Raw genomic sequence first — 25574 nt, forward strand, 5'->3', positions numbered from 1 at the left:
ATCAGAAGGGGAAGATTGTTATGATGCAAACACCGCTGTTATTAGTGGACATGTTCAAACGTGCAGAAACATACTATGCGCATAAACAAATTATTTCACGAACAAGCGATACAATGGTTCATCGCCTGACGTATGGAGAATGGGGAAAACGTACACGTAAGTTAGCGCATGCACTGACAAAGCTAGGGATGAAAAAAGGGGATAAAATCGCTTCGTTTGCATGGAATCAACATCGCCATTTAGAGGCATATTTCGCTGTACCATGTGCAGGGGCATGCTTACATATGGTAAACATCCGTTTATCACCGGAGCATGTCTCATTTATTATTAATCATGCAGAAGATAAAATATTAATCATTGATGAAGACTTAGTACCAATCATTGAATCAATACAAGATGAGCTAAAAACGGTGGGGCATTTTATTATTATGGCAGATGGGGAACTGCCACAAACGACGTTACCGAACGCTTTAAGCTATGAACAATTACTGGCGGAGGCGGATGAGACATTTGAGTTCCCGACAGACTTAGATGAAAATATGCCAGCTGGTATGTGCTATACAAGTGCCACGACAGGCAATCCAAAAGGCGTTGTTTATACACAGCGCTCAATAGTGCTTCATTCGATGATGCTGTCGATGGCAGATTCGATGGCTATTTCAGAGCGTGATGTCATTATGCCGATTGTGCCAATGTTCCACGTAAATGCGTGGGGGATGCCATTTGCGAGTGTGAATGTAGGGGCAACACAAGTCTTAATTGGCCCACAATTTACCCCTGCATTAATTGTAGACTTTATCGAACAAGAGGGTGTCACAAAAACAGCGGGCGTACCAACCATTTGGCTTGGTGCAGAGCAGGAGCTGGAAAAGAAACCACGCGATTTAAGCTCACTCCATACTATTTTTGCTGGCGGTTCTGCTTCACCAAAAGGGTTAATCCGTCATTTTGAAGAGAAACACGGTGTGAATTATGTCGTTGTATACGGGATGACAGAAACATCCCCAATCGTGGCACTATCAAACTATTTAAGCAAAATGGATGATTGGGCTATTGAAGACAAAATCGAAGCGCGCGCAACGCAAGGCTTAACGATGCCATGTATCGAATCAAGCATTGTCAATGAAGACGGGGAGGTACCGTGGGACGGTGAGACGATGGGCGAATTACGCCTACGTGGACCATGGATTGCGAGCGAATACTTCCGTGACGAACGTACAACGGATGCAATGAAGGATGGCTGGCTGTACACGGGTGATATCGCCGTTCGTTCGAAAGAGGGCTACATTAAAATTACAGACCGCACGAAGGATTTAATCAAATCCGGTGGGGAATGGATTTCGTCCGTCGATTTAGAGAACGGGTTAATGTCGCACCCAGAAGTATTTGAAGCAGCCGTTATTGCCATTCCACATCCGAAATGGCAGGAGCGCCCACTTGCTTGTGTCGTGGTGAAGGAAGGGTCTACCGTGACAAAAGAGGAGTTAATGACGTATTTAGAGGGGCAGTTTGCAAAATGGTGGATGCCAGATGATATCGTCTTCTTAGAGGAGATTCCAAAAACATCTGTCGGAAAATTCCTAAAAGCGAAACTGCGCGAAAATATTCAAGAAATCTATCCGCAGCTACAACTAGGATAATCACCGTTTACCACCCATCAACTGGGCAAAACCAACCGCCAAGTAGGTAAAATAATGAAATAGGAAGGAGGTGTCCAGAAAGTAAAAACTTTCTGGACGCCCCTTTACTTCTTAATAATTATCCATTAAGAAATATTGCTCCTGCGGTGGTCACATCAAAATGCCACCATCCTCGTCGCAAAGGTGCCGTCTCAAAATGTCTTTTCAGACGGCACCTTTTTTATGTTTTAATCCTTCGAGCATCACAGCGGTGAACAACCGCATTTCGTTCACTAAATCAAATGTTTCATTATGAATGAGCCAGTCATACACATTGGCGCGCATACAACGCTGAACCATCGATTTCATTTCCTCTATCGTCAGATCTTGTCTAAACTCACCAGATGCGAAGCCTTCCTCAATATACCGATTAATAATTTGAAAAATTTTGCGCTCAGAACTAATTAAGTAATGATCTTGCTTTACGTGAGTGGTCATGGCAGCTGTATACACTGTTCTTAATACATCTTTCCCGACTACGTGGAGCAGATAGCGCATTTGCTCTTCGTAAATGATTAAAATTTTTTTGATAGCAGGCAGTGTCGGATCAATATTTTTCTCTACTGTATCGTAAAATGAATCGAACTGTTTAAACTTTTCCAAAATGACATCGTACTTTGAAGGGAAATGAGTATAAAAGGTGCCTTTGGATACAGCACATGCTTTTGTAATTTGTTCAATCGATACATGCTCGAAGCCATATGTCCCGAAAAGCTCGAGCGATTTATTCAGTAATTTCTCACGCGTTTCGAGTGCTTTTCGTTGGCGCTCTGTTAAATGTTCCACCCAATCGCTCCTTTCTAGCTGACCTTCTTTGCAATTATCGACAAAAAAACAGAATAAAATAGAAAAAATAGTCATTGACGGGATTTCATCTAGTGCATTATGATTTAAGTGACTGCGGTCATTGAAATTTTATTTTTATTATCTTACGACAAAATAGGAAGACTGACTAGTTATTTTTTTGCGTAGTTTTAGGGGATTTTTCACTTCAATCATAATTAAGGGGGATTTATGCATGCCAACAGCACAAGAAGTAAGAACGTTAACACATTTCATCGACGGGAAAATGGTGGAAGGAACGAGTGGACGATACGGTTCGGTGTACAATCCAACAACAGGAGAGGTGATTGCGCAAGTACCGTTAGCGACAGCGGAAGAAACACGTGAAGCAATCGCTAAAGCACAGGCTGCATTCCCGCAGTGGCGCGATGTGTCCGTCGCAAAGCGTGCGGAAGTCGTCTTAAAGTTTCGCAATTTGTTAACAGAAAATATAGATAAACTAATAGAGTTAATTTGCACAGAAAGCGGTAAAACAATCGAAGATGCAAAAGGCGAAATTACGCGCGGTATTGAATCGGTTGATCTTGCGATTGGTGCACCACATTTAGTAAAAGGGGAGTATTCGGTCAATGTTGGTGGAGGGATTAACGCGTACTCAGCTAAATATCCGCTAGGTGTTGTTGCGGCTATTTCTCCATTTAACTTCCCAATTATGGTGCCACTTGCACAAACGAGCATGGCCGTAGCAGTAGGAAATGCGGTCATTTTAAAGGCATCAGAAAAAGTACCGATGACTGCGCTGTTTGTGAGTGAACTATGGAAAAAAGCAGGATTACCAGACGGCATTTGGACAGTAGTGAATGGCGATAAAGATGCGGTGAATGAATTATTAGAAAACCCTGCTGTACAGGCGATTTCATTTGTTGGTTCCACACCAGTGGCACAATATATTTATGAAACAGCGGCGAAATACGGGAAGCGTGTGACAGCACTTGGTGGCGGTAAAAACAATATGGTCGTGATGCCAGATGCAGATTTAGAGCAAGTGGCAGATGCATTCATTGGTGCTGCTTACGGTGCTGCTTCACAACGTTGTATGGCCCTTTCAACAATTATGCCAGTTGGTGAGGAAACAGCAGAGCGCCTTGTAGAAATTTTAAAACGCAAAATTGATGGGCTGAAAGTGGGCGCCTATACAGAACCAGATACAAACTTTGGTCCAGTCATTTCACAGCAATCAAAAGACACGGTGTTAGCAGCGATTCAGCGCGGTGAAAAAGAAGGGGCAGTCGTTGTATGTGATGGGCGTGAATTAGAAATCGTGAAAGAATCAAATGGTTTCTTTGTCGGTCCAACATTGTTTGACCATGTCAAACCGGGTACGGAAATTTACGAACAAGAAGTATTTGGGCCTGTACGAAATGTCGTACGTGTTAACTCACTAGAGGAAGCAATCCAATTAATTAATGAACATGAGTTAGGAAATGGTGTCACGATTTTCACAAATGATGGGGCGGCAGCTCGCAAATTTACAACAGAAATTGAAGTTGGTATGGTCGGGGTGAATGTGCCGATTCCAATTCCAGTAGGCTATCATAATTTTGCAGGTTTCAAAGGTTCTCGTTTTGGTGAAGGGCATATGTTTGGACCAGACCAAGCACGCTTCTTTACGAAAACAAAAACGATTTCTGAACGCTGGGCAGCACCTGTAACGAATACATCAACATTTGCCTTCCCGAGCAATAGCTAAGTCTTTATCAAAATGGGGGATATGGACATGATTCAAACAAAAACGACTTTTACAGTATACTCACCACCAACTTTAGTTTATGGACGCCATGCTTTTGAAGAGGTAGGGGTACAGGCGAAAAAGCTAGGTACAAAGGCGCTGATTGTGAGTGATCCGATTATGGATCGTTTAGGCTTCGTCGATCAATGTCGCGCTTTATTAAAGGAGCAAGGGGTAGAAGCGATTTCGTATTTAGGGGTAACGTCGGAACCGGTTGATACGTATGTTACGGAAGCTTTGGATCTATTGCAGCAGTCCTCGTGTGATATCATCCTTTCGCTTGGCGGTGGAAGCTGCATTGATACAGCGAAGGCCGTTGCGGTTGTCGCAACAAATGGCGGCTATATCGGGGACTATATGAATTTAAAAAAGGTAGCAAGTGAAGAGCCTGTTCCGCATATTGCTATTCCGACAACAGCGGGTACAGGTTCAGAGGCAACGAATGCAACGGTCATTACAGATACGTCGAACGATATCAAAATGATGATTAAGCAGCCGGCCTTTATGCCAAATGTCGCGATTGTGGACCCGGTGTTAACATTAACATCACCACCATCCATTACAGCGGCAACAGGAATTGATGCATTAAGTCATGCGGTGGAAAGCTATTTATCTCGACTCGCCCATCCGTATACAGATATGCTTGCCTTATCGGCGATGAAGTTAATCGTGGAAAATATGCTAGCAGTGTATGAAGACGGGGATCATATCGATGCGCGTGAGGCGATGGCACTTGGTTCCCTGCAAGCCGGCTTGGCGTTTTCCAATGCTTCTGTCGCGTTAGTGCACGGAATGTCTCGTCCGATTGGCGCACTATTCCATGTTCCACACGGTATTTCGAATGCGATGCTACTACCGGCAGTGCTTGACTATTCGAAGGATACTTGCGTAGGTCGTCTAGCGGATTTAGGTACATTCTTTAATACAGAAGGGCTCAGCATGTCGCAAGCGGAACTAGCGGATTTTGCGATTGAGTCGATTAAGGTACTATGTAAAAAGATGGACATCGGTAACTTAAAGGATTGGGGTATTAATGAGCAGGCATTTTACGAGGCAATCCCGAAAATGGCCACCGATGCACTAGCAAGCGGTAGCCCGGGCAACAACCCAAAAGTACCGACACATGAAGAACTGATGGAGCTGTACAAAGTAGCATATCATTATGAGTTTTAATCGTTCGCGATAATTAAGGATCTTCTCTCCGTTTTTACAGGAGAGGGATTCTTTTATTTTGATTCATTTTATATAAGCGGGAAACGGGCAAACAGGAAGGTGCGAGCAAAACCTGACCGTATCCGAGCAAAAGCTCGAGGTGAACGGTCAAAAAGCCGCGGTATCCGGTCAAAACCCCTGGCACGAGCAAAAACCCAACAAAAAAGATCCGCTCAACCAATAAAGTATGAGCTGGATCTTTCTCATTTTACTTGTTCAACATGTCAAATACTTGTTCAACGTCCTTATCACCACGGCCAGAAATGTTGACGATAATACTATCTTCTGGCGATAATGTCGGTGCTAATTTCAATGCATGGGCTACTGCATGTGAAGATTCTAATGCAGGAATGATGCCTTCTACTTTCGATAACGTTTGGAAGCCTTCTAGTACTTCTTCATTTGTCACGGCTACATATTCAGCGCGGCCCGTTGTTTTTAAATAGCTATGCTCAGGACCCACACCAGGGTAGTCAAGACCTGCTGCGATCGAATATGTTGGCAGTGGGTTGCCTTCTTCGTCTTGCAGTACTAAGCAACGGAAGCCGTGTAAGTCACCAGGTGTACCGTGCGCCATCGTTGCTGCTTTATCTGGCTCGATGCCGATTAATCGAACGTTTTCGTCATCAATGTATTCAGCAAAAGCACCAATGGCATTACTACCGCCACCAACGCAAGCGAGTACCGCAGTCGGAAGTTTACCTTCCTTCGCTAAATGCTGCTCTTTTGATTCTTTTGAAATAACCGATTGGAAGTGCTTCACCATTGTTGGGAATGGGTGAGGACCAACCGCTGAGCCGAGTAAATAGAACGTATTTTCATAGTTTTCGACAAGGTCTGCAAAAGCTTCATCAACTGCATCTTTTAGACGAGCTTGCCCTTTCTCAACAGCCACTACTTTTGCACCTAACAGCTCCATACGGAATACGTTCAGTGCTTGGCGTTTTGTATCTTCAGCACCCATGTAAATTGTACAGTCCATGCCGAACATCGCGCAGACAGTTGCTGTTGCTACTCCGTGTTGACCCGCACCTGTTTCCGCAATGACGCGTTTTGCGCCCATGCGTTTTGCAAGTAGGATTTGCCCTAATACGTTGTTGATTTTATGCGAGCCTGTATGGTTTAAATCTTCACGCTTTAAATAAATTTTTGCGCCGCCACACTGTTTCGTTAAGTTTTCAGCAAAATAAAGCGGGGATTTACGTCCTACATATTCCTCGAAATAGTAGTTTAACTCACGATTGAAGTCTTCATCATCTTTGTACTTCTCAAAGTTTTCCTCTAAAATATCTAATACCTTTTGTAATTCTGGCGGTACTTGACTACCACCGAATTCACCAAAATAGCCACGTTGTTTTGTCGCTTCCATTTACTTTACCTCCATTTGTTTAGATGCTTTTATGAGCTGCTCAATTGTGTTCCAGTCGCCATTGGCTAAAGCGTCTACAATCTTACTACCAACGATGACCCCGTCGCTAAATGCACCGAAATTAGCGACGTGTGCTGGTGTCGAAATACCGAAACCAGCTAAAACAGGTATTGCGCTGTATGATTTTAATTGTGCAAAATGCTCAGCTAAATTGCTAGCGAAATCAGCACGTGCACCTGTAATACCGTTTACTGTTACCGCATAAATAAAGCCTTCACTTGCTTTCGCCAGCTTTGCAATACGTTCTGGCGGGCTTGTTAAAGATACAAGCTGTACAAGCGAGATGCCTGCTGCACGAAGTTCTTCATGAATAATGGTGCTTTCCTCAAGTGGCATATCCGGTACAATTAATCCACGAATGCCTGCCTCATACGCATCACGTGCAAAGGCTGCCACTCCGTAAGCTAAAATAGGGTTTAAATATGTCATCGCAACAAGTGGAATTGTGACTTCAGCCGCAAATTCCTTTAATGTCGCTAATACATTGCGTAAGTTTGTGCCGTTTGCGAGTGCACGTTCACCGGCTTTTTCGATCGTTGGGCCGTCTGCAACAGGGTCTGTAAACGGGATACCAACTTCAATGGCCGTCACACCAAGCTCCTGTAAACGTAGAATTGTATGACGAAGCGCTTCGAGTCCACCATCACCCGCCATAATATAAGGAACAAATGCTTGATCACCGCGCGCATTTACTTGTTCAATTGCTTGTTGTAATGTCATTGCCCCTGTCCTCCCATTGCGTCAATTAATGTGTGTACGTCTTTGTCACCACGTCCTGATAAACAAACGACGATGATGTCATCTTTTGTCATAGTTGCTGCTAGCTGTGATGTGTAATAAATGGCATGTGCACTTTCTAACGCAGGTAAAATGCCTTCTGTTGCACAAAGTAGCTTCACGCCTTCTAGTGCTTGTTGATCCGTCACCGCATCATAGGTTGCACGACCAATATCCGATAAATAGCAATGCTCTGGACCAACAGCAGGATAGTCAAGGCCAGCTGAAATGGAGTGTGCCTCTTGGACAAAACCATTTTCATCTTGAAGTAGGTACATGTATGCCCCGTGCAATACGCCTTTTTGTCCGCCAGCAATGGCCGCAGCATGCTTACCTGTTTTAATACCACTACCTGCTGCTTCCACCCCAATTAATTTCACATCGTGATCTTCAACGAACGGGTAGAACATACCAATTGCATTACTACCGCCACCAACACAAGCGACGACTGCATCTGGTAGGCGACCTGCTTGTTCTTGAATTTGCATACGTGTCTCATCCCCAATGACGCGTTGGAAATCACGTACAATCGTTGGGAATGGGTGAGGACCTAAAGCTGACCCTAAAATATAGTGTGTATCTTCAACATGTGTCACCCAGTGACGTAGTGCTTCATTTACTGCATCTTTTAGTGTAGCTGAGCCTTTCTCTACTGCGACGACTTTCGCCCCAAGAAGCTCCATGCGGAATACGTTGAGTGCTTGACGTTTTACATCTTCGGCGCCCATATATACGATACATTCAAGGTTGAGCAGGGCACACGCTGTAGCTGTTGCCACCCCGTGTTGACCCGCGCCTGTTTCAGCCACGATTTTCTTTTTCCCCATACGAATGGCAAGGAGCGCCTGACCGAGTGCATTGTTGATTTTGTGTGCCCCTGTATGGTTCAAATCTTCACGCTTTAAATAAATTTTTGCACCGCCGCATTTTTCCGTTAAACGTTCTGCAAAATAAAGTGGTGTTTCACGTCCTACATAGTTTTTTAAGTAGTAATGTAACTCCTCGGTAAAAGTAGGATCTTGCTTTGCTTCGTTATAGGCTTTTTCAAGCTCGATTAATGGGGTCATTAAAGTTTCCGGTACGAATTGTCCGCCGTATACCCCGAAACGTCCTGTCGTCATTGTGTTTTCGCTCCTTTAGCTCCTTGTAAAAAGCTTTGTATTAACGCATGATTTTTCACACCATCTCGCTCCACACCACTTGAAACATCAACGCCAAATGGTTGCACCAGTTGAATGGCTTCCGCGATATTAGTAGGGTTTAGCCCACCTGCTAAGATGACTTTTTCACGGGGAATATTCGATTGTTCAAGTAATGACCAATCAAACGTATGCCCGCTACCACCGCGGTAATCAGTACCTGGTGCGTCAAATAAGTAATAATCGACATCATAGCTTGCTGCCGTTGCGACATCTTCCTGACTCCGAATAGAAAATGCTTTAATCGCAGGTAATCCGATTTGTTGAATGAATTTATTTGTTTCATCGCCGTGATATTGAATGTAATCAAGGGGTACTTTTTCGTATACCTCTTTTAAAAAGCCCTCATCTGCATTTACAAAGACACCGACTTTTTTCACGTTATCAGGAATGTGTTTGGCTAAAGCTTGCGCCTGTTCGATTGTGACTTCACGTTTACTTGGCGCAAAGACGAAGCCAATAAAATTCGCCCCTGCATCCACAGCTGTTTGTACGTGCTCGGGTTCTTTTAATCCACAAATTTTGACGAATGTCATTGTGCTTCGCCAACTTTCAGCTCGATTTGGAGTGATTGAAGGTCTGCTACAACATTGCCACTGCGCATTAACGATTCACCAACTAAGACTGCTTTAGCTCCGTAGCTTGCGACAAGTGTTGCATCCTGTTCATTCCAAATCCCACTTTCAGAAATGAATGCAATATCATCGCGGTTAAATGCACGAGCAATCGTTTCTGTTTGCTTTAAATCAACTTCAAATGTTTTTAAGTTCCGGTTATTTACACCGATAATGCGTGCATCGATCGCTAAGGCACGTTCTAATTCTTCTACGTCATGTACTTCTACAAGCACTTCAAGTCCGTGTTGACTCGCATATTGATGTAGTTTCGCTAATGCTTCATCTGTTAAAGCCGCAACGATGAGTAAAATAACTGAAGCGCCGGCTGCTTTCGCATAATCGATTTGTACTTCATCAATGATGAAATCTTTACATAATACCGGGATATTCACGGCATTTGCGACGGCATGTAAATCGTCATACGAGCCTTTAAAATATTTGCGCTCTGTTAAGACCGAAATACAAGCAGCGCCTGCTTTTTCGTACTGTGTTGCTTGCTCGACTGGTTCAATATGTGTCGCAATATCGCCCTTTGAAGGAGAGGCACGCTTCATTTCTGAAATAACTTGCAGACGGTTTGCACGAATCAGCGTTTCATAAAGAGATGGACGCTGTTTTTCTACCGTGTTAAATGGTGGTGTATTTGCTTTTAAGCCCGGTAATTCTGTTTTTTTATGGTCAATGATTTGATCTAAAATCGTCATGTGTTGGCACCTGCTTCCTTCATTTTTTTGCTATATGCGACAACGGCATTTAGTTTATCCAGCGCACGTCCTGAGAAAATGCTGTCCTTCGCCATCTCAATGCCTTCTTTCATCGTTTCCGCTAAGCCGTAAGCAAAGAAACCGATCCCTGCATTTAACACAACCGTGTCAAAGTAGGCGCTTTGTTTGCCCGCAAGCAGCTCTCGTAAGATAACGGCATTTTCCTCTGCATTCCCGCCGCGGATCGCTTCAAGCGGCTGCGGTGTTAACCCAACATCCTCGGCGCGGAGTTTAAATGGTAAAAGATCACCGTGATCGAGTAAGACAAATGTATTTTCACCTTCGAGTGAGGCCTCATCCATCCCGCGCGCCCCCGATACAACCATTGCACGCTTGCGACCAAGCATATCGAGTACTTGTGCATAATCTGTTGTAAATTCAGGGCGGTTAATGCCGACAAATTGTGTTTGTAGCGGCACGGGATTTGTGAGCGGACCAACCATATTAAAAATCGTCGGCTTGCCGATTGCGCGTCGTACTTCCCCGATACGCCCTAGCTTTGGATGCATATTCGGTGCATGTAAAAAGGCAATCCCTTCTTGTGCTAATAGTTCAGTTGTTTGTTCAAGATTCGATAAAAGCCCGATTCCAAGTGCTTCTAATACATCTGAGCTGCCAGATAAGCTTGAAATTTTTCGGTTACCATGCTTTGCGACAAGCAGTCCGCCACCAGCTAGGACGAATGCAGCGGTTGTGGAGATATTGAAGCTTTGTAGTCCGTCGCCCCCCGTACCGCAGTTATCAATGTAAATGCCTTCAGGTACATCTACTTGCACAGCATGCGATCGCATGACAGAAGCAAGGCCAGCGACTTCATGGGCTGTTTCACCTTTTGCACTTAATGCGAGAAGAAAGTTTGCAATCTGTTCTTTTGGTGTTTCTTCATTAAAAACAAGTTGCGCGGCTTGCACCATTTCACCAAATAGTAAGTTTTCACCGCTTGTGACACGCGTTGTGTAAGCTTGTAAAGTCATCGTACTCATCCTTTCTTCACTTGCAAAAGTGCCTGTGTTTGTTGATACAGCTCTTGCGGGTTACTGTTTGCTGTAACTGTCGCGCCGATTTCCGTTGTTGCTTGCCCGTGTTGTAAAAGCACTGTACGAGAGGCTAACGCAAAGTCAATTTGACCGTTAAAGCCGATATAACCGATTGCCCCACCGTAAAGTGCGCGCTGTTCAGATTCAATTTCTTGAATCGCTTGTAAGGCTAGCTTTTTTGATTTCCCTGTTACGCTATCTGCAGGCAATAAATGCGTTAATGCATCAATTGCGTGCAAAGTAGGGGAGAGGATGCCAGAAGCTGTATGCCCGTCATATTGAAGTGATTCTTTTACTGAGATAGCTTCAATATCCGTTGCGGTTGTTGTTTTTAATTGTCCATCATATACCGTCACAATACTTTCTGGTGACGCACCAATGACTGTATGATCATCAAATTCGATATAGTATAAATAAGGAGAAGGCAGCTTTACACGTAAATCACGATAGAGGGAGAATGCATCCCCTGAGAAATCCGCTTGCAGCTTTCGTGACAGTACAATTTCTGTTGCTTTTCCTGTTGCAATCACGTCTTGTGCCTGTTTTATTTGTGCTTCAAATTGGGCGAGTGTCGTTTGTTCTGTGAATGCACCCATTGAAAATTCGGTCGGCGAGAGGGCTGTTCCGTTTAAAATTTGGTCAATGATGTCGTCGATACTGGGCTCTTTTATTTCAGCATCGATGTTTGTGTGGACGATGGTTAATTCATCTGTTACATGATCGAAAATTACAATGGTGTCGTATACATGGAAATGCACAGCTGGAATCGTGCTTTGTTCACGGTTGAAGCGAATATAACCAATTGCCCCGCCCGTGAATGGATATTCTGTATGATTCGAAACACGTGGCATGACCTGCTTTAATGAACGAACTAAATCACCTTCGTAACTATAAGACTGTCCTGTTAGATGTGATATTTCCGTTAATGTTGTATTCGACCCTGTGTATGTTTTGCGTGGGTTGGCCCCAATAAATGAATAGCGTCCTGTCGTTTCGTGCTTCGCTGAACTTTCCAATAAAAATTTACGTGTACCTTGTAGGCGATTAAAAATTAATACAGGTGTTAAGCAATCACCATTTACTTTTTTAATTGTCGTACGTAATGTGTGTTTAATCATCATTCTCACTCCACTCTTCTAAAATAAAAAAGTCCTCTACAAAAAGCATAAACACTTTTTGTAGAGGACGATATGAACCGCGTTGCCACCTCAAGTTGAAGCTAAAAAAGCTTCCATCTCGAATCCCGTAACGTGAGATATCCCGTTCGCCAACTCATGCTAGCGACTCTCATAAGGCCCATTCACAAGCGAAAATGACACGTTTCCACCAACCACGCGCTCTCTAAACATTTTGCTGCTTGCTACTCTTCTTATTCATCAATTTGCTCAGCTATTCTTCACTCTGCTCGTATGGCGATTACAGCTCCCCATAATCTTCAACCAACCCGAACATTATAATTAGTATCATTGTACGAGGAAAAGAACGATAAGTCAATATTTTCAGAAAATAATAATGTATAAGAACGCTATCCATAAAAAAATCGAACGGTACATTCACCGCTCGATTGAAAAATTTTAAATTAAATTTTTGAAATTTAAACGTTTATTTAATAGGTACATAATCGGTGCACCTACTGCCAATACGACGAATTCACCAGCTGCTACTGTTAACCATGTCCAGAAGAAAGGTAGCTCCAGTGCTAGATTTAATTCGAAGGCAATAATAAACATTGTAAATGTAAATAGGAGTGTATTTATTACTAAACGTACCGTAATATTTTTCACTAATTTACAAATCAATACAAAAATTGAAATTGTAATGATAGAGTGTGCAACACCGAAAATAAGGTCATACATTCCTAATGGTGAAAAGATGTTGGAAATAAATACCCCTAGTATAATCCCAATTGAAAAACGAGGATTAAATGCTACTAAATGATTGAATATTTCAGAAATACGGAACTGAACTTCTGTAAATCCAAACGGTGCAACGAGCATTGTCACAGCAATATACAGTGCTGCAATAATCCCTGTCGTTGCCATAAATTTAACCTTCATATTATATTCCTCCTAGTTTTTTTACGTGGGATGGTTTCGAACCACGGCGCTTTAGCACGAAGTAATATTTTAGTATAATAGACTGCTACCGTCAAATGTTTTATAAATCGAAATAGATAAATAGTAAATAAAACTCTAAATATACTGTTAACTAGGAGTTCGTACTTAGCGTGCCGTCTTACATATGTGAATGAAATAGAGATTCTTTGTTAAGCTACCAAGTCCCCCCTCATTTAATATCAAACTAGACTTAAAGACTAGATACTGAAAATTAATTATTAGAAAATTGCTGTAAGTGTTTTTTGATATTTAAATGATAATTGACAAGGTGATTTAGCGCTTTAAAGCGTAAAAATGTCCTAAATTGGATTTCTATTATTTAGAAAATTCATAATGTTATTGACTGTCAGATAATATGAGTGTAAGATAGCGGTACATTCATACTTTGCTAGGCTGAATCGGCAAAGTGCAAATAGATAAATAGTTCTAGGGGGATAACAGAAATGGCTATTACTTTAAAAAAGTTTTCATTTTTATCGGCAGCAGGGTTAGCGTTAATGCTTGCGGCATGTAACAGTGATGACACAAGCTCGTCGGATGCATCAACAGGTTCTGCAGATGGTGACAAGGCGCAGGAAGAAACATACGTAATCGGTGTGACACAAATTGTTGAGCATCCATCATTAGATGCCGCATATGAAGGGTTCCAAAAAGCACTTGAAGATGCTGATCTAGATGTAGAATATCAATACAATACAGCAAATGGTGATCCTAGCCAAACGGTAACGATTGCACAAAAGCTAGTAGGGGATGGAGTAGATTTAATTTTTGCTAACTCAACGTCTTCAGCGCAAGCGGCGAAGTCAGCAACAGCTGATATTCCAATTATCTTCACATCTGTAACAGATGCAGTGGGGGCAGAATTAGTAGCTTCTATGGAAGCACCAGGTGGCAATGTGACAGGTACTGTCGACTTACACCCAGAGACAATTGCTAATACAGTGAAGTTCCTAAAAGAGGAGCTAGGTGCGAAAAAGGTCGGTACAGTATATAACACAGGTGAGCAAAACTCTGTTGTACAAGTGGAGCAAGTAAAAGCGGCATTGGAAGCACAAGGGTTGGAGCTTGTTGAAGCAGCGGTATCGACTTCAGCTGAAGTAAAGCAAGCGACAGAATCATTACTTGGAAAAGTAGATTCTTTATACATTATTACAGATAACACAGTCGTATCCGCACTTGAATCAGTTATTGATGTAGCCAATACAAATCAATTACCATTAATCGTTGGTGAGAAGGACTCTGTAGCACGTGGTGGATTAGCAGCTTACGGTTTCGAATACTATGATATTGGTTATGAAGCAGGACAAAAGGCTGCTGAAATTTTAAAAGATGGTAAATCAGCTGGTGAGATTCCAGCGACATATCCAGGTAACTTAAAGCTTGCAATCAATAAAGCAACTGCAGCCAATTTAGGTCTTGAAATTAAAGATACTTGGAATGCAGAAGTAATCGAATAAATAACTTAGGAGATGATTCAATATGTTTACAGCTCTATTCGGTTCTGTTGAGCAAGGAATCATCTATGCAATTATGGCACTCGGGGTGTACTTAACATTCCGAGTGTTAGATTTTCCGGATTTAACGGTTGATGGAAGCTTTGTTACAGGGGCGGCAACAGCAGCGGCGATGATCGTGCTGGGCTACAACCCTATCATTGCTACATTAGTCGCGATAGTAGCTGGATTTATTGCAGGATGTATGACAGGACTTTTACACACAAAAGGAAAAATAAATCCACTGCTTTCAGGGATTTTAATGATGATTGCCCTATATTCCATTAACCTTCGAATTATGGGTACAACAAAGGAAAGCGCGACAGGTATTTCCAATGTTCCTTTATTAACAGCAGACACAATGTTTACACAGTTCCAAAGCTTTTGGGCTGGATTAGGAATTGATACAGCTATTAACGATATGTTGCGTGGAATGGGGCTTACTTCACTTCCATCAACATATGGGACAGTTTTAGTTATATTAGTCATTACGATCGCTATTAAATTGATTGCCGACTGGTTCTTAAAAACAGAGGTCGGTTTAGCTATTCGTGCTACGGGCGATAACAAGCGCATGATTCGGAGTTTTTCGGCGAATACAGATTCACTTATTATTCTCGGCCTTGGTTTATCGAATGCGATGGTTGCTTTTGCAGGTGCATTAATTGCGCAATACTCTAAATTTTCTGATGTTCAAATGGGTGTCGGGATGATTGTAATCGGTCTTGCTTCTGTTATTATTGGAGAAGCCATTTTCGGCACAAAGACCATTGTACGTACTACGTTTGCCGTTGTTGTAGGTGCGATTATTTACCGTATTATTTATGCGCTTGCTCTCCGTGTGGAATTTTTAGATACAGGGGATATGAAGCTGATTACAGCTGTCATCGTTATTTTAGCGTTAGTGATTCCGCAAATCATCGATAAACGAAAAGAGAAAAAACGAAAAGCAAGGCGTATTGCAGAGCGTAAGTCTTCAGTACGAGCAGTAGAGCAAGGAGGGGAGCCACTTGCTTAAATTAGACGGTATTAACAAAATTTTCAATGAAGGTACACCAGATGAAAAGGTGGCTTTAGATCATATTAATTTGCATTTAGCACCTGGTGATTTTGTGACGATTATCGGGAGTAATGGTGCAGGGAAGTCAACGATGATGAATATGATTTCAGGTGCATTGACGCCTGATATTGGTGCGGTATCGATTAATGGAAATGATGTGACGCGATTACCAGAATATAAACGCTCACATTTTATCGGTCGCGTATTCCAAGATCCGATGGCCGGTACAGCACCATCGATGACGATTGAAGAAAATTTAGCGATTGCCTATTCACGGAATGCAAAGCGTACCCTCCGTTTTGGTGTCGATAAGAAGCGCCGCGATTACTTTAAAACATCGCTTGAGCGTTTAGGGCTAAATTTAGAGAATCGTTTATCTGCAAAGGTCGGTTTACTTTCAGGTGGTGAGCGACAAGCGCTGTCGCTGTTGATGGCGACATTTACAAAACCATCTATTTTGTTGTTAGACGAGCATACCGCCGCACTGGACCCGTCTCGCGCGGAGTTAATTACACGTTTAACAAAGGAACTTGTAGATGCGGACAATTTAACAACATTAATGGTTACACACAATATGCAACAAGCACTTGACCTTGGCAATCGCCTTATTATGATGGATAAAGGGCAAATTATTTTACAGGTCGGTGCGGATCGTAAACCGGATTTAACGATTCCAGATTTAATGGCAGAGTTCGAACGTATCCGTGGGGAGAAAATGAACTCAGACCGCGCGTTATTAGGTTAATAGTGGAAGGCAATGCTGCGTTAGTGGCATTGTCTTTTTTTGTCGTGTTTTAATATATTACCCAGGAAATAAAATTCACCAAATTACGAGTTTGGTGAATTTTGTTATTTTTATTGGAAAAAGGCTACCTCCTTTTCTATACTCCAAGGTAAGGAGGGGGATGGATGATTATTTTAAATAGAAGTGTGCCAGAAAAGCTGAGGAAACTGCAATGTTCGATTAGAAGAGGCTTTTCAGAATTAGAAGACGATTTACTTAAAATAGAAGCTGGGTATGCGGGAGAACGGTATGTAGATTTGCGTTGGCAAGATATGAATCTACATACAACATATGCATTATTCCACGATTACTCGTTCTATCTCAATGGTTTTTCTTATCAGGTTGATACCGTCTTTGTATGTAAGCAATTTATGTTAATACTTGAAATTAAAAATATGGTAGGCGAAATTCATTTCGATGAAGAAAGGCATCAGTTTATCAGAATAAAGCAAGATGGAAAGGTAGAAGGATTTAGAAACCCGATTGATCAAGTAAAACGCCATGCCCGAGCCCTTCGCCAGTTAATCGGAGAGTCCTTACCAATAGAATATGCTGTTGTTTTCTCAAATAGTAAAGCAATCATTGGAAGGACGCCGGAAAATGAAGGCGTTTTTCATGTAAGTGGCTTAGAAACACATGTAAGCAAGCTGTTGTTAAAACATATTGTGCCTGTCAATCAAGAAAAATATGATGCAGTCGTAGATCAGTTGAAGAAACACTATAGTAAACCAGTAGTGCAATTCGATCTAGATTTGTCCAAAATCATGAAAGGTGTGTTGTGCTCTCGCTGTCACTATAAACGAAAAATGCATTTTCAACACGGGAAATTTGAATGTGTGTACTGTCATTACCGCAGTAATGTGCCATTACGGGAAGCGTTGTTTGATTATTATGTATTAGTCGGTGAGTGGATAACGAATAAAGAGTTTCGTGATTATGTCGAAATGGATTCGGCAGATGCAGCGAAGCGCTTGTTGCAGTCGTTATGTGTGACTTATGAGGGGACAAATAAAGGGCGTCGTTATCGAATCGCTGATATCTTTGAAAAATCGCCGATAAGTGAAGTGAATTCGCTGATATATCGCAGAAACCGCTGATAATTCAAGAAAAATCGCTGATAAAAACCGCGCATTACTCAAATGCGCGGTTTCTCACGGTATCCTTACACTAATAAACCAAATAGTGTGCTGTCTTTGTTCACTTCTTTATATTCAAATCCGTTTGCTTTCATGCGTTGGAGTAGCTCTGGGTAATCTGCGCGGTCGAGTACTTCGATGCCTACTAATGCAGGACCGCTTTCTTTATTGTTCTTTTTCGTGTACTCGAAATGCGTAATATCATCTGTTGGGCCAAGTACTTCTGTTAAGAATTGGCGAAGCGCTCCCGCACGTTGCGGGAAGTTGACGATAAAGTAGTACAGTAAACCTTCATATAATAACGATTTCTCTTTAATTTCTTGCATACGACCAATATCGTTATTTCCGCCTGAAATAATGACAACGACCGATTTTCCACGAATTTGATCCGCGTAGAAATCCAGTGCAGCGACGGGTAATGCCCCAGCAGGTTCTGCAATAATCGCATGCTTATTATATAAATCTAAAATCGTAGTACATACTTTTCCTTCTGGTATAAGCATTACATCATCTAAATAGCGCTGACATACGTGATACGTTTCTTGACCGACACATTGTACAGCAGCACCATCGACGAACTTATCAATCCAATCAAGTGTCACAGGACCACCTTGTTCCATGGCCGCTTTCATACTACCAGCGCCAGCAGGTTCGACCCCAATGACCTTTGTATGAGGGGATAGATTTTTTACGTAGGCCGACACACCAGACATTAAACCGCCACCGCCAACACTACCGAAAATGAAATCGATTGGCTCTTCGATGTCGTTCATCACTTCTACTGCTACGGAACCTTGCCCCGCCATGACATCCATATCGTCAAATGGGTGAATGAAAATCATATCGTGCTCTTCACAATATTCAAGTGCACTTGCTGCTGAATCATCAAATGTATCACCTGATAAAATGATTTCCACGAATTCACGACCAAACATACGCACTTGTCCGATTTTTTGTTTCGGTGTCGTTTTTGGCATGAAAATTTTTGCTTGAATTTTTAAGTGTGCACATGCATAAGCTACACCTTGTGCGTGATTGCCTGCACTTGCACAAACAACGCCTTTTTCGCGTGCCTCTGCTTCAATTTTTTTAATTTTATAGTAAGCGCCACGTAGCTTAAATGAGCGTACGTGTTGCAAGTCTTCTCGTTTGAAATAAATTGTTGCGCCGTACTTTTCCGATAAATAATCATTTTTTTGAAGTGGCGTATGAACGACGACATCTTTTAAAAAATGATGTGCAATTAATACGTTCTCGACGGCCACGGTTTTTGGTTGAGCAACTTCTTCCATTTATATGTAACCTCCGTTATTGAAAAACATTGACTAATTCTATCATAAAATACAGACGAAATGTTACTAATATTTCATTTATTCTAAAAATTAAAGAAAATTTCATAATGAAAGCGTTATCTCTTTCGTGACAAGGGTTAAAGGTAAAATCATGCACAATTTTTAAAAAGAGTAATTCATATTCTTAAGATGTGAAATAACGTATAATTTAAGGAACTATTTGTTAAATGAAGGGGTGGGCATAGTGATTGTATTGCAACCACTAGATTTGACCGATGCTTTAGAACAACAATGGGAAAGCGTCATTACGCAGCCGCTACAAGCAAGACCTCTGTATGAAAAAAGAGGAGAAAGTATTCGATATACGCGTATCGCTCAAACAATGCTCGGTATTTTTGATGATGAACATACAATGAAGGAATATTTATATAACTTACAAGCATTGCCGATCGGTTGGACACGACTATTTGAGGGATTGCCAAAAACAATTGACGCGCAAACAAGAACAGAAATTATTAATATTTTGCAAATACATAAGCAAACACCGTTATCGCTGAATCGGATGTTGGCGTTCTTTGTCGCAAGACAATTGCTTCCGCTAATGCAGACAGATTATAAAGACCAAATGATGCAAGCTTTTAAAGCATGGTTAGAGTTAATAGATAACAAATATCCTCATTTAGCACATCCGAACTTGCAGCGGATTGTGTTAGATTTCGTGAAGTGGTCTAAGCATTACTTCCCGCTTTGGTTAGAGGAGACACCTTATGAAGTGCAGATGCCGAAAATTTTATGGTACGGCCCAATGACGGAAAGTGAAGCGTACTTTATGTATTTCTTGTACTTATTCGGTTGTGATATCGTCATCTTTGAGCCTACTGGGGAAGATGCAATGGCCAAGTATGGGCTACACGGTATACCTGTAACAAAGCTTGCTGCAACATGCGACTTATTTGAGTTTCCATATGAAAAACCATTACAAGTACAAACAGTAACGGCACGAACGTATGAAAATATAAAACAAAACTTCTATGAATCGTCGAAGATTAATTACCCGTGGAAATACATGGAGCATGAAACGCGGGCTATTTTGTTAAATACAACGTATGATGAAATGTTCATTTTAAGTGAGGCAAAGCTTGAACATCGCGAAGGGTTCGATGCAGATGAACAATATGTATACTTACCGGTCCTTTTCGGCAAAATCGACGGTGTGTCAGCAGATATGCGGGAATATGCGAATCAACTAAAACGGTTAAAAGCGAACTCGCTATCGTATGTGGAGCATACGTTTCCGCTCATCGAACCGCAGCGAGCTAATATGCAATTTTATGTACAAGATGCGAGTATAAACGGTGAACTAGATGCGGAAAAAATGATTCAAATGGTGAACTGGCCATATAAAGATTTACCGATTCCTAACCAGCGAAATATTGCTAAAACGTTAATCCGTTTAATTGACATGCAAATCATTCAACGTCTGTCACACGAAACAGAGGTTGATTATAAAGGGTTTATCATGGGGCAGCTTTTCAAAATCCCAACTGAAATACTGAAGCTGTATCGTCAGTTCGATTATAGCTATGAAAACCCGAAATATATTCTCTTTATAGAAGAAGATACCAAAATGCAACGTAGCGATGCATTGTTTTTAGTGTTTCTCGCATTTTTAGGGTTCGATGTGTTCATTTTCTCTCCAGGTGGCGGGAATAATATTGAATTGTTTTTATCAGAGCCAATTGTCATGACACACCGTCTTGAAAAAATTGAATTTCATTTAAAGCTAGACGAGGTACTTGTCGAAACAACACAATCAACGAAAAATAAGCGCATGTCGTTAAAAAATATTTTCGATCGTATTAAGCGAAGAGATTTTTAAGTGGGCGCATTAATTGGAAAAAAAATTTATAGATGTTAATATTTTAATTGTTAGATAATTCGGATAGAAAGGGAGTGTGTTTGATTGGTAGTCAATCTCCAAAAGGGACAGCGCGTCGATTTAACAAAAGGAAACGCTGGGTTAAATAAAGTGATTATAGGTCTTGGCTGGGACCCTGTTGAACAACGTAGTAGTGGTGGTGGCTTTTTAGGTGGTCTATTTGGCGGCGGGGGAAGTTCGCAACCGAATATTGACTGTGATGCATCTGTTCTGATGTTACAAAATGACAAACTAGTGAGCCAAGAGAATGTCATCTATTTCGGTCGAACAACAAGTGTATGTAGCTCTGTTGTCCATTCAGGTGATAACTTAACAGGTCAAGGCGATGGGGATGATGAATCCATCATTGTCAGCTTAAATGCTGTGCCGGCCCAATTTAATAAACTCGTGTTTGTCGTTAATATTTATGATGCGCAAGGTCGTAAACAACACTTCGGTATGATTCGCAATGCGTATATTCGCGTCATCGATCCATCAAATAATAGCGAGTTGATTCGTTACAATTTATCAGAAGATTATCAAAATCAAACGGCCCTCATTACTGGCGAAATTTATCGTCACAATGGGGAATGGAAGTTTGGTGCAATTGGTACAGGGACACAAGATTTAAAATTAGGCGATGTTTGTGCACGCTTTACATAAAATTAAAGGGGGAAATTGAAAATGGTTGTTTCATTAGCAAAAGGTCAAAAGGTTGATTTAACAAAAACAAACCCTGGTATTAAAAAAGTGATGATTGGTTTAGGATGGGATACGAACAAATACGACGGAGGGAACGATTTTGATTTAGATTCATCTATTTTCTTATTAGATGAAACGGGTAAAGTAAAGGACCCGAGTGATTTCGTTTTCTATAATAATACAACAGGTGGTGTGGGTTCTGTTGTCCATTCAGGTGACAACTTAACAGGTCAAGGCGATGGCGATGATGAAGTCGTATATGTGACATTAACAGATGTACCAGCTACTGTACAAAAAATTACATTTACTGTAACGATCCATGATGCAGAAAGCCGTAACCAAAACTTCGGCATGGTATCCAATGCATTTATTCGCATTGTGAACGATGCGACAGGCGAGGAATTAATTCGTTATGACTTAGGGGAAGATTTCTCCATTGAAACAGCACTTGTAGTAGGGGAATTGTATCGTCATAACGGCGAATGGAAGTTCTCTGCGATTGGCTCAGGTTATCAAGGGGGCCTAGCCGCTTTATGTAAAGATTTCGGTCTACAAGTTGGATAAAGGAGAGGTTTTATGGCAATTCAGTTAAGCAAAGGTCAACGGATTGATTTAACAAAAAGTGACCCTTCACTACAGCGAATTATCATTGGTTTAGGCTGGGATGTGAAGAACTTCGATGGTGGTCAGGACTTTGATTTAGATGCATGTGCTTTTATTTTGGGCGCTGACGGTAAATGCCGTAATGAGTTAGACTTCATTTTTTATAATAACTTACAAAGTACGGACGGCTCTGTTATCCATACAGGAGATAATCGGACAGGTGAGGGAGATGGGGACGACGAGCAACTTAAAGTGGACTTATCCAAAGTGCCAGCTTCTGTCGATCGTATCGCGATTACAGTGACGATTCATGATGCAGAGGGGCGTCGTCAAAACTTTGGGCAAGTTTCAAATGCATTCGTGCGCTTAATTAACGAAGATACAGAGAAAGAAGTACTGCGTTTTGATTTAGGGGAAGATTTCTCCATTGAGACAGCCGTAGTGTTCTGTGAACTATATCGTCACAATCAAGACTGGAAATTTAATGCGGTTGGCTCAGGCTATCAAGGTGGGTTAGCGGCATTAGTGCGAACGTATGGCTTATCTGTATAAACAATTTTTAATAAATCAGTAAGTCATTTGCAAAGATGAGGCAATCATCTTGCACGATGTTGCTTGAGTTATGTTTTTCTAGTCATTACCACTTTAATCGATAAAGAGGGGGAAGCTGTTCCACAAGAGGAGCAGCTTTTTCTTTTCAATGGAGGGTTTTATGCGTTTTTTTATGAATATACGTGACGAAGCATTAGCAACGATTTTTTTTAAGCGACCGACGCACTTTTCAAAAGATAGCAGTAAGGAGCATCTGGCCTATTGCTTAGGTGCGACGCTTTATATGCCTGCGACAAAACCACATATAGCACAAGATTTAATGAGCAAAAAGTTTCCGAACGTCACGTCTGTTGTAGTGGATTTAGAAGATGCAGTTGGGGATTTACAAGTGGCAAGTGCACTACAAAATGTGTATGAGAACCTAGAGGTACTTGCGATTGCGCTACAGTATGGGGAAATGAAGCAGGAAGAGTTCCCATTATTATTTATTCGTGTACGTCATCCAGCGCAATTAGCACAATTGACCGCAATGCTTGGTGCTTTACAACACCTGTTAACAGGCTATGTCTTTCCGAAGTTTTCATTGGACAACGCGGACGATTATTTAACGGTATTACAAGCACAGCGAAAAAAAGGCTATACCCTTTATGGGATGCCGATTTTAGAGACAGGCGATATTTTATACAAGGAACAACGGGCACATAATTTGATAATGATTCGGGAGAAATTGATTCATCATTATGAGGCGATTTTAAATATTCGGATTGGTACGACGGATTTTTCAGGGCTTTACGGTATTCGTCGGACACAGCAGACAAGCTTGTATGACATCGTTGTTGTACGGGATTGTTTGGCTGATATTTTTAATGTGTTTGGTCGTAGTGATTATCCGTTTGTCATGTCGGGTAGCGTATGGGAATACTTTGATGCAACGATGGAACACAATGGACAGACGGGCAGTGTGGTGACGAAACAGACCGTATCGGCTACAGAAGGGCTCATCAAGGAAGTACAGCTCGATCGGTTAAATGGGCTGATTGGGAAAACAGTGATTCATCCGACCCATATTAATATTGTTAATGCGCTCCATGTCGTGACGCATGAAGAATATTTAGATGCGCTCTCCATTATGGAACACGAGCGTGGGACAGTCGGTGTGCAGAAAAGTGAGTATGCCAACAAAATGAATGAGATGAAGCCGCATTATGAGTGGGCACGAAAAGTACTTCTTCGAGCCGAAGTATATGGTGTATTTCATCCGCAATGTCAGTTCAACGATTTACTGTAAGGGAGAGGTTAAAGATGTATGCCGTTTTGGACAAGCTTTATGTGAACACATCCATTCAAGAAAATCCATATCAATTCGACCGTGCCGATCTGTTTGATGTTGCCGCACGTATTAATAAAAAACGTCCTTTTTTATTTGTCAGTAAAGTATTAGGGAAACATATAGCGGTGCCACCACAAATCCCTCTTCTAACAGGTGCTCTACTCGCAATGCGTGTGGCGGAGGTTCTATGGCAACAAAAGCATCCGCTAACAGAACAAGTCGTACAAGCGATTAAAACACAAACAGGCTTAGATATTGTAGCTCAAATAGGGGAACAACCTATTATTCTACCTGAAAAACAGTTGATTATCGGCTTTGCAGAAACAGCGACCGCATTAGGGCATGCGTTCTTTTATGCTTGCGATGAACAAGCAGCTTATATCCATACGACGCGAGAAGACATTTGTGGGATGGAGCCAATTATTCGATTTGAAGAAGAACATTCCCATGCGACAAGTCACCGGATGTATACAGAAAATGAGCAACTATTGTTAGCACATGAAAATATTATTTTAGTAGATGATGAAATTTCTACGGGGAAAACAAATGTAAACATCATTGACCAATTAAAACAAACGTATCCACACTTGCAGCAATTTACAGTCGTTTCGATTTTGGATTGGCGCAATGACGAGCAACGTGCCGCTTATGCAGAGCAGGCACAACGTCTAGGGGTAAAAATTGATGTTGTGTCATTGATGACAGGAGAAATGACTGTTGAAGGCGCGATAGTAGATCCGGAGCCGCTATTTCAGCGACAGCCTCAAAAAGTGAGGATTGAGCATATAGATGCAAACCTCCCATCTGTTCGTCCGTACCATTCCATTAGTGAAAACGGGAACATTTGCACAGCACCCTATTATGTAGGTACAGGGCGGTTTAGCATAGCGAAACAAGAAGAGCAACTAGTGCAGCAAGAATTACAGGCATTAAGTAAGCAGCTAAAATCCATGCGGCGACCAGGCCCGCTTTTAGTCATTGGTACAGGAGAATGTATGTATGTACCGATGCAGATTGCTGCTGCACTTGGAGAAGACGTCTACTTTCAATCGACTACACGTAGTCCCATTTATGCGCATCAGGAGACGCTAATTTATAATAAATTTCACTTTGAAAGTCCGGAAAATGCAGGGGTAAAAAATTATTTATATAACATTCCGAACGGACGATATCAAGAAGTGATCATTATTCTAGAACGTTTAGCGAGCGAAAAAGGGTTAAATGAACTACTGGCAAGTTTAAGTACGGTTGGTGTAGAAAAAATAACAGTCGTTAAGTTAACGGAACATATACCGCCACCG

At 41.7% G+C, this 25574-nt stretch carries 22 protein-coding genes, 1 pseudogene, 1 riboswitch and 1 other annotated feature; of the genes and pseudogenes, 13 read left to right on the top strand and 10 right to left on the bottom strand.

Annotation, left to right across the window (positions count from 1 at the left end; genetic code table 11):
• Positions 1 to 20: 20 nt before the first annotated feature.
• A complete protein-coding gene (locus ACQQ2I_RS02535) occupies positions 21 to 1640 on the top strand; it encodes a long-chain fatty acid--CoA ligase (protein WP_431028997.1) in 1620 nt (539 codons plus the stop codon).
• A 204-nt stretch (positions 1641 to 1844) separates the two neighbouring features.
• Here the strand turns inward: ACQQ2I_RS02535 and ACQQ2I_RS02540 are convergent, their stop codons facing one another.
• Positions 1845 to 2465, bottom strand: a complete 621-nt coding sequence (locus ACQQ2I_RS02540) for a TetR/AcrR family transcriptional regulator (RefSeq protein WP_431028998.1) — start codon at positions 2463 to 2465, stop codon at positions 1845 to 1847.
• Positions 2466 to 2697: 232 nt separating this feature from the next.
• Here ACQQ2I_RS02540 and ACQQ2I_RS02545 point away from each other — a divergent pair, with 232 nt between their 5' ends.
• Positions 2698 to 4212 (top strand): CoA-acylating methylmalonate-semialdehyde dehydrogenase, encoded by a 1515-nt coding sequence (locus ACQQ2I_RS02545; RefSeq protein ID WP_431028999.1) that lies wholly within the window; start codon positions 2698 to 2700, stop codon positions 4210 to 4212.
• Between the two features lie 27 nt (positions 4213 to 4239).
• Positions 4240 to 5424 carry an iron-containing alcohol dehydrogenase gene (locus tag ACQQ2I_RS02550; protein WP_431029000.1) on the top strand — a complete coding sequence of 395 codons (1185 nt, stop codon included), beginning with the start codon at positions 4240 to 4242 and terminating at the stop codon, positions 5422 to 5424.
• A 247-nt stretch (positions 5425 to 5671) separates the two neighbouring features.
• Here the strand turns inward: ACQQ2I_RS02550 and trpB (ACQQ2I_RS02555) are convergent, their stop codons facing one another.
• The 8 genes from trpB (ACQQ2I_RS02555) to ACQQ2I_RS02590 all read right to left on the bottom strand — a co-directional run bounded on the left by trpB (ACQQ2I_RS02555) (position 5672) and on the right by ACQQ2I_RS02590 (position 13343).
• The gene (gene trpB, locus ACQQ2I_RS02555) at positions 5672 to 6832 is read right to left on the bottom strand and encodes a tryptophan synthase subunit beta (RefSeq protein ID WP_431029001.1); all 1161 of its coding nucleotides are present in this window, start codon (positions 6830 to 6832) and stop codon (positions 5672 to 5674) included.
• The gene (trpA, locus tag ACQQ2I_RS02560) at positions 6833 to 7612 is read right to left on the bottom strand and encodes a tryptophan synthase subunit alpha (protein ID WP_431029002.1); all 780 of its coding nucleotides are present in this window, start codon (positions 7610 to 7612) and stop codon (positions 6833 to 6835) included.
• Positions 7609 to 8790, bottom strand: coding sequence for a tryptophan synthase subunit beta (trpB, locus tag ACQQ2I_RS02565; protein WP_431029003.1), 1182 nt, complete (start codon positions 8788 to 8790; stop codon positions 7609 to 7611). Before trpB (ACQQ2I_RS02565) ends, trpA begins: the two co-directional genes overlap by 4 nt.
• The gene (locus tag ACQQ2I_RS02570; RefSeq protein WP_431029004.1) at positions 8787 to 9404 is read right to left on the bottom strand and encodes a phosphoribosylanthranilate isomerase; all 618 of its coding nucleotides are present in this window, start codon (positions 9402 to 9404) and stop codon (positions 8787 to 8789) included. The genes trpB (ACQQ2I_RS02565) and ACQQ2I_RS02570 overlap by 4 nt, the downstream gene beginning before the upstream one ends.
• On the bottom strand, positions 9401 to 10189 hold the full coding sequence (gene trpC, locus ACQQ2I_RS02575) for an indole-3-glycerol phosphate synthase TrpC (RefSeq protein ID WP_431029005.1): 789 nt from the start codon (positions 10187 to 10189) through the stop codon (positions 9401 to 9403). Before trpC ends, ACQQ2I_RS02570 begins: the two co-directional genes overlap by 4 nt.
• On the bottom strand, positions 10186 to 11223 hold the full coding sequence (gene trpD / locus ACQQ2I_RS02580; protein WP_431029006.1) for an anthranilate phosphoribosyltransferase: 1038 nt from the start codon (positions 11221 to 11223) through the stop codon (positions 10186 to 10188). The genes trpC and trpD overlap by 4 nt, the downstream gene beginning before the upstream one ends.
• A 5-nt stretch (positions 11224 to 11228) precedes the next feature.
• On the bottom strand, positions 11229 to 12407 hold the full coding sequence (locus ACQQ2I_RS02585; RefSeq protein WP_431029007.1) for a chorismate-binding protein: 1179 nt from the start codon (positions 12405 to 12407) through the stop codon (positions 11229 to 11231).
• Between the two features lie 57 nt (positions 12408 to 12464).
• Positions 12465 to 12672, bottom strand: a binding site (T-box leader).
• Between the two features lie 188 nt (positions 12673 to 12860).
• Positions 12861 to 13343 carry a QueT transporter family protein gene (locus tag ACQQ2I_RS02590; protein ID WP_431029008.1) on the bottom strand — a complete coding sequence of 161 codons (483 nt, stop codon included), beginning with the start codon at positions 13341 to 13343 and terminating at the stop codon, positions 12861 to 12863.
• 6 nt (positions 13344 to 13349) lie between these two features.
• Positions 13350 to 13394, bottom strand: a riboswitch (PreQ1 riboswitch).
• A gap of 452 nt (positions 13395 to 13846) precedes the next feature.
• Here ACQQ2I_RS02590 and ACQQ2I_RS02595 point away from each other — a divergent pair.
• The 4 genes from ACQQ2I_RS02595 to ACQQ2I_RS02610 all read left to right on the top strand — a co-directional run bounded on the left by ACQQ2I_RS02595 (position 13847) and on the right by ACQQ2I_RS02610 (position 17837).
• Positions 13847 to 14860: an ABC transporter substrate-binding protein gene (locus tag ACQQ2I_RS02595; RefSeq protein WP_431029009.1), complete on the top strand. Its 1014-nt coding sequence runs from the start codon at positions 13847 to 13849 to the stop codon at positions 14858 to 14860.
• Positions 14861 to 14882: 22 nt separating this feature from the next.
• Entirely contained in the window at positions 14883 to 15914 is a 1032-nt protein-coding gene (locus ACQQ2I_RS02600) for an ABC transporter permease (RefSeq protein ID WP_431029010.1), read from the top strand.
• Positions 15907 to 16701, top strand: coding sequence for an ABC transporter ATP-binding protein (locus ACQQ2I_RS02605; RefSeq protein ID WP_431029011.1), 795 nt, complete (start codon positions 15907 to 15909; stop codon positions 16699 to 16701). Before ACQQ2I_RS02600 ends, ACQQ2I_RS02605 begins: the two co-directional genes overlap by 8 nt.
• A gap of 164 nt (positions 16702 to 16865) precedes the next feature.
• Positions 16866 to 17837, top strand: a complete 972-nt coding sequence (locus tag ACQQ2I_RS02610) for a nuclease-related domain-containing protein (RefSeq protein WP_431029012.1) — start codon at positions 16866 to 16868, stop codon at positions 17835 to 17837.
• Between the two features lie 65 nt (positions 17838 to 17902).
• On the opposite strand, the gene ilvA is transcribed toward ACQQ2I_RS02610, so the two are convergent.
• Positions 17903 to 19168, bottom strand: a complete 1266-nt coding sequence (gene ilvA / locus ACQQ2I_RS02615) for a threonine ammonia-lyase IlvA (RefSeq protein WP_431029013.1) — start codon at positions 19166 to 19168, stop codon at positions 17903 to 17905.
• Positions 19169 to 19412: 244 nt separating this feature from the next.
• On the opposite strand from ilvA, the gene ACQQ2I_RS02620 reads away from it, so the two are divergent.
• The 6 genes and pseudogenes from ACQQ2I_RS02620 to ACQQ2I_RS02645 form a co-directional block, all read left to right on the top strand.
• Positions 19413 to 21047, top strand: coding sequence for a YceG family protein (locus ACQQ2I_RS02620; RefSeq protein ID WP_431029014.1), 1635 nt, complete (start codon positions 19413 to 19415; stop codon positions 21045 to 21047).
• 84 nt (positions 21048 to 21131) lie between these two features.
• A complete protein-coding gene (locus ACQQ2I_RS02625) occupies positions 21132 to 21749 on the top strand; it encodes a TerD family protein (protein ID WP_391367857.1) in 618 nt (205 codons plus the stop codon).
• 21 nt (positions 21750 to 21770) lie between these two features.
• On the top strand, positions 21771 to 22352 hold the full coding sequence (locus tag ACQQ2I_RS02630) for a TerD family protein (protein WP_431029015.1): 582 nt from the start codon (positions 21771 to 21773) through the stop codon (positions 22350 to 22352).
• Positions 22353 to 22364: 12 nt separating this feature from the next.
• On the top strand, positions 22365 to 22943 hold the full coding sequence (locus ACQQ2I_RS02635; RefSeq protein ID WP_431029016.1) for a TerD family protein: 579 nt from the start codon (positions 22365 to 22367) through the stop codon (positions 22941 to 22943).
• A gap of 160 nt (positions 22944 to 23103) precedes the next feature.
• Positions 23104 to 24231 carry an HpcH/HpaI aldolase/citrate lyase family protein gene (locus tag ACQQ2I_RS02640; protein WP_431029017.1) on the top strand — a complete coding sequence of 376 codons (1128 nt, stop codon included), beginning with the start codon at positions 23104 to 23106 and terminating at the stop codon, positions 24229 to 24231.
• A 14-nt stretch (positions 24232 to 24245) separates the two neighbouring features.
• Positions 24246 to 25502: pseudogene (locus ACQQ2I_RS02645) on the top strand (phosphoribosyltransferase family protein); the annotation flags it as partial.
• Positions 25503 to 25574: the final 72 nt, after the last annotated feature.

The sequence above is a fragment of the Lysinibacillus sp. LZ02 genome (assembly GCF_050613145.1).
Taxonomy (GTDB): domain Bacteria; phylum Bacillota; class Bacilli; order Bacillales_A; family Planococcaceae; genus Lysinibacillus_B.

Excerpts from the sequence above, each read along its gene's own strand:
- ACQQ2I_RS02545 (WP_431028999.1), top strand. The coding sequence starts at position 2,698 with ATGCCAACAGCACAAGAAGTAAGAACGTTAACACATTTCATCGACGGG.
- ACQQ2I_RS02590 (WP_431029008.1), bottom strand. The coding sequence starts at position 13,343 with ATGAAGGTTAAATTTATGGCAACGACAGGGATTATTGCAGCACTGTAT.
- ACQQ2I_RS02550 (WP_431029000.1), top strand. The coding sequence starts at position 4,240 with ATGATTCAAACAAAAACGACTTTTACAGTATACTCACCACCAACTTTA.
- trpB (WP_431029001.1), bottom strand. The coding sequence starts at position 6,832 with ATGGAAGCGACAAAACAACGTGGCTATTTTGGTGAATTCGGTGGTAGT.
- ilvA (WP_431029013.1), bottom strand. The coding sequence starts at position 19,168 with ATGGAAGAAGTTGCTCAACCAAAAACCGTGGCCGTCGAGAACGTATTA.
- trpC (WP_431029005.1), bottom strand. The coding sequence starts at position 10,189 with ATGACGATTTTAGATCAAATCATTGACCATAAAAAAACAGAATTACCG.
- ACQQ2I_RS02640 (WP_431029017.1), top strand. The coding sequence starts at position 23,104 with ATGCGTTTTTTTATGAATATACGTGACGAAGCATTAGCAACGATTTTT.
- ACQQ2I_RS02595 (WP_431029009.1), top strand. The coding sequence starts at position 13,847 with ATGGCTATTACTTTAAAAAAGTTTTCATTTTTATCGGCAGCAGGGTTA.
- ACQQ2I_RS02570 (WP_431029004.1), bottom strand. The coding sequence starts at position 9,404 with ATGACATTCGTCAAAATTTGTGGATTAAAAGAACCCGAGCACGTACAA.
- ACQQ2I_RS02630 (WP_431029015.1), top strand. The coding sequence starts at position 21,771 with ATGGTTGTTTCATTAGCAAAAGGTCAAAAGGTTGATTTAACAAAAACA.
- trpA (WP_431029002.1), bottom strand. The coding sequence starts at position 7,612 with ATGACATTACAACAAGCAATTGAACAAGTAAATGCGCGCGGTGATCAA.
- trpD (WP_431029006.1), bottom strand. The coding sequence starts at position 11,223 with ATGACTTTACAAGCTTACACAACGCGTGTCACAAGCGGTGAAAACTTA.
- ACQQ2I_RS02600 (WP_431029010.1), top strand. The coding sequence starts at position 14,883 with ATGTTTACAGCTCTATTCGGTTCTGTTGAGCAAGGAATCATCTATGCA.
- ACQQ2I_RS02635 (WP_431029016.1), top strand. The coding sequence starts at position 22,365 with ATGGCAATTCAGTTAAGCAAAGGTCAACGGATTGATTTAACAAAAAGT.
- ACQQ2I_RS02585 (WP_431029007.1), bottom strand. The coding sequence starts at position 12,407 with ATGATGATTAAACACACATTACGTACGACAATTAAAAAAGTAAATGGT.
- ACQQ2I_RS02535 (WP_431028997.1), top strand. The coding sequence starts at position 21 with ATGATGCAAACACCGCTGTTATTAGTGGACATGTTCAAACGTGCAGAA.
- trpB (WP_431029003.1), bottom strand. The coding sequence starts at position 8,790 with ATGACGACAGGACGTTTCGGGGTATACGGCGGACAATTCGTACCGGAA.
- ACQQ2I_RS02610 (WP_431029012.1), top strand. The coding sequence starts at position 16,866 with ATGATTATTTTAAATAGAAGTGTGCCAGAAAAGCTGAGGAAACTGCAA.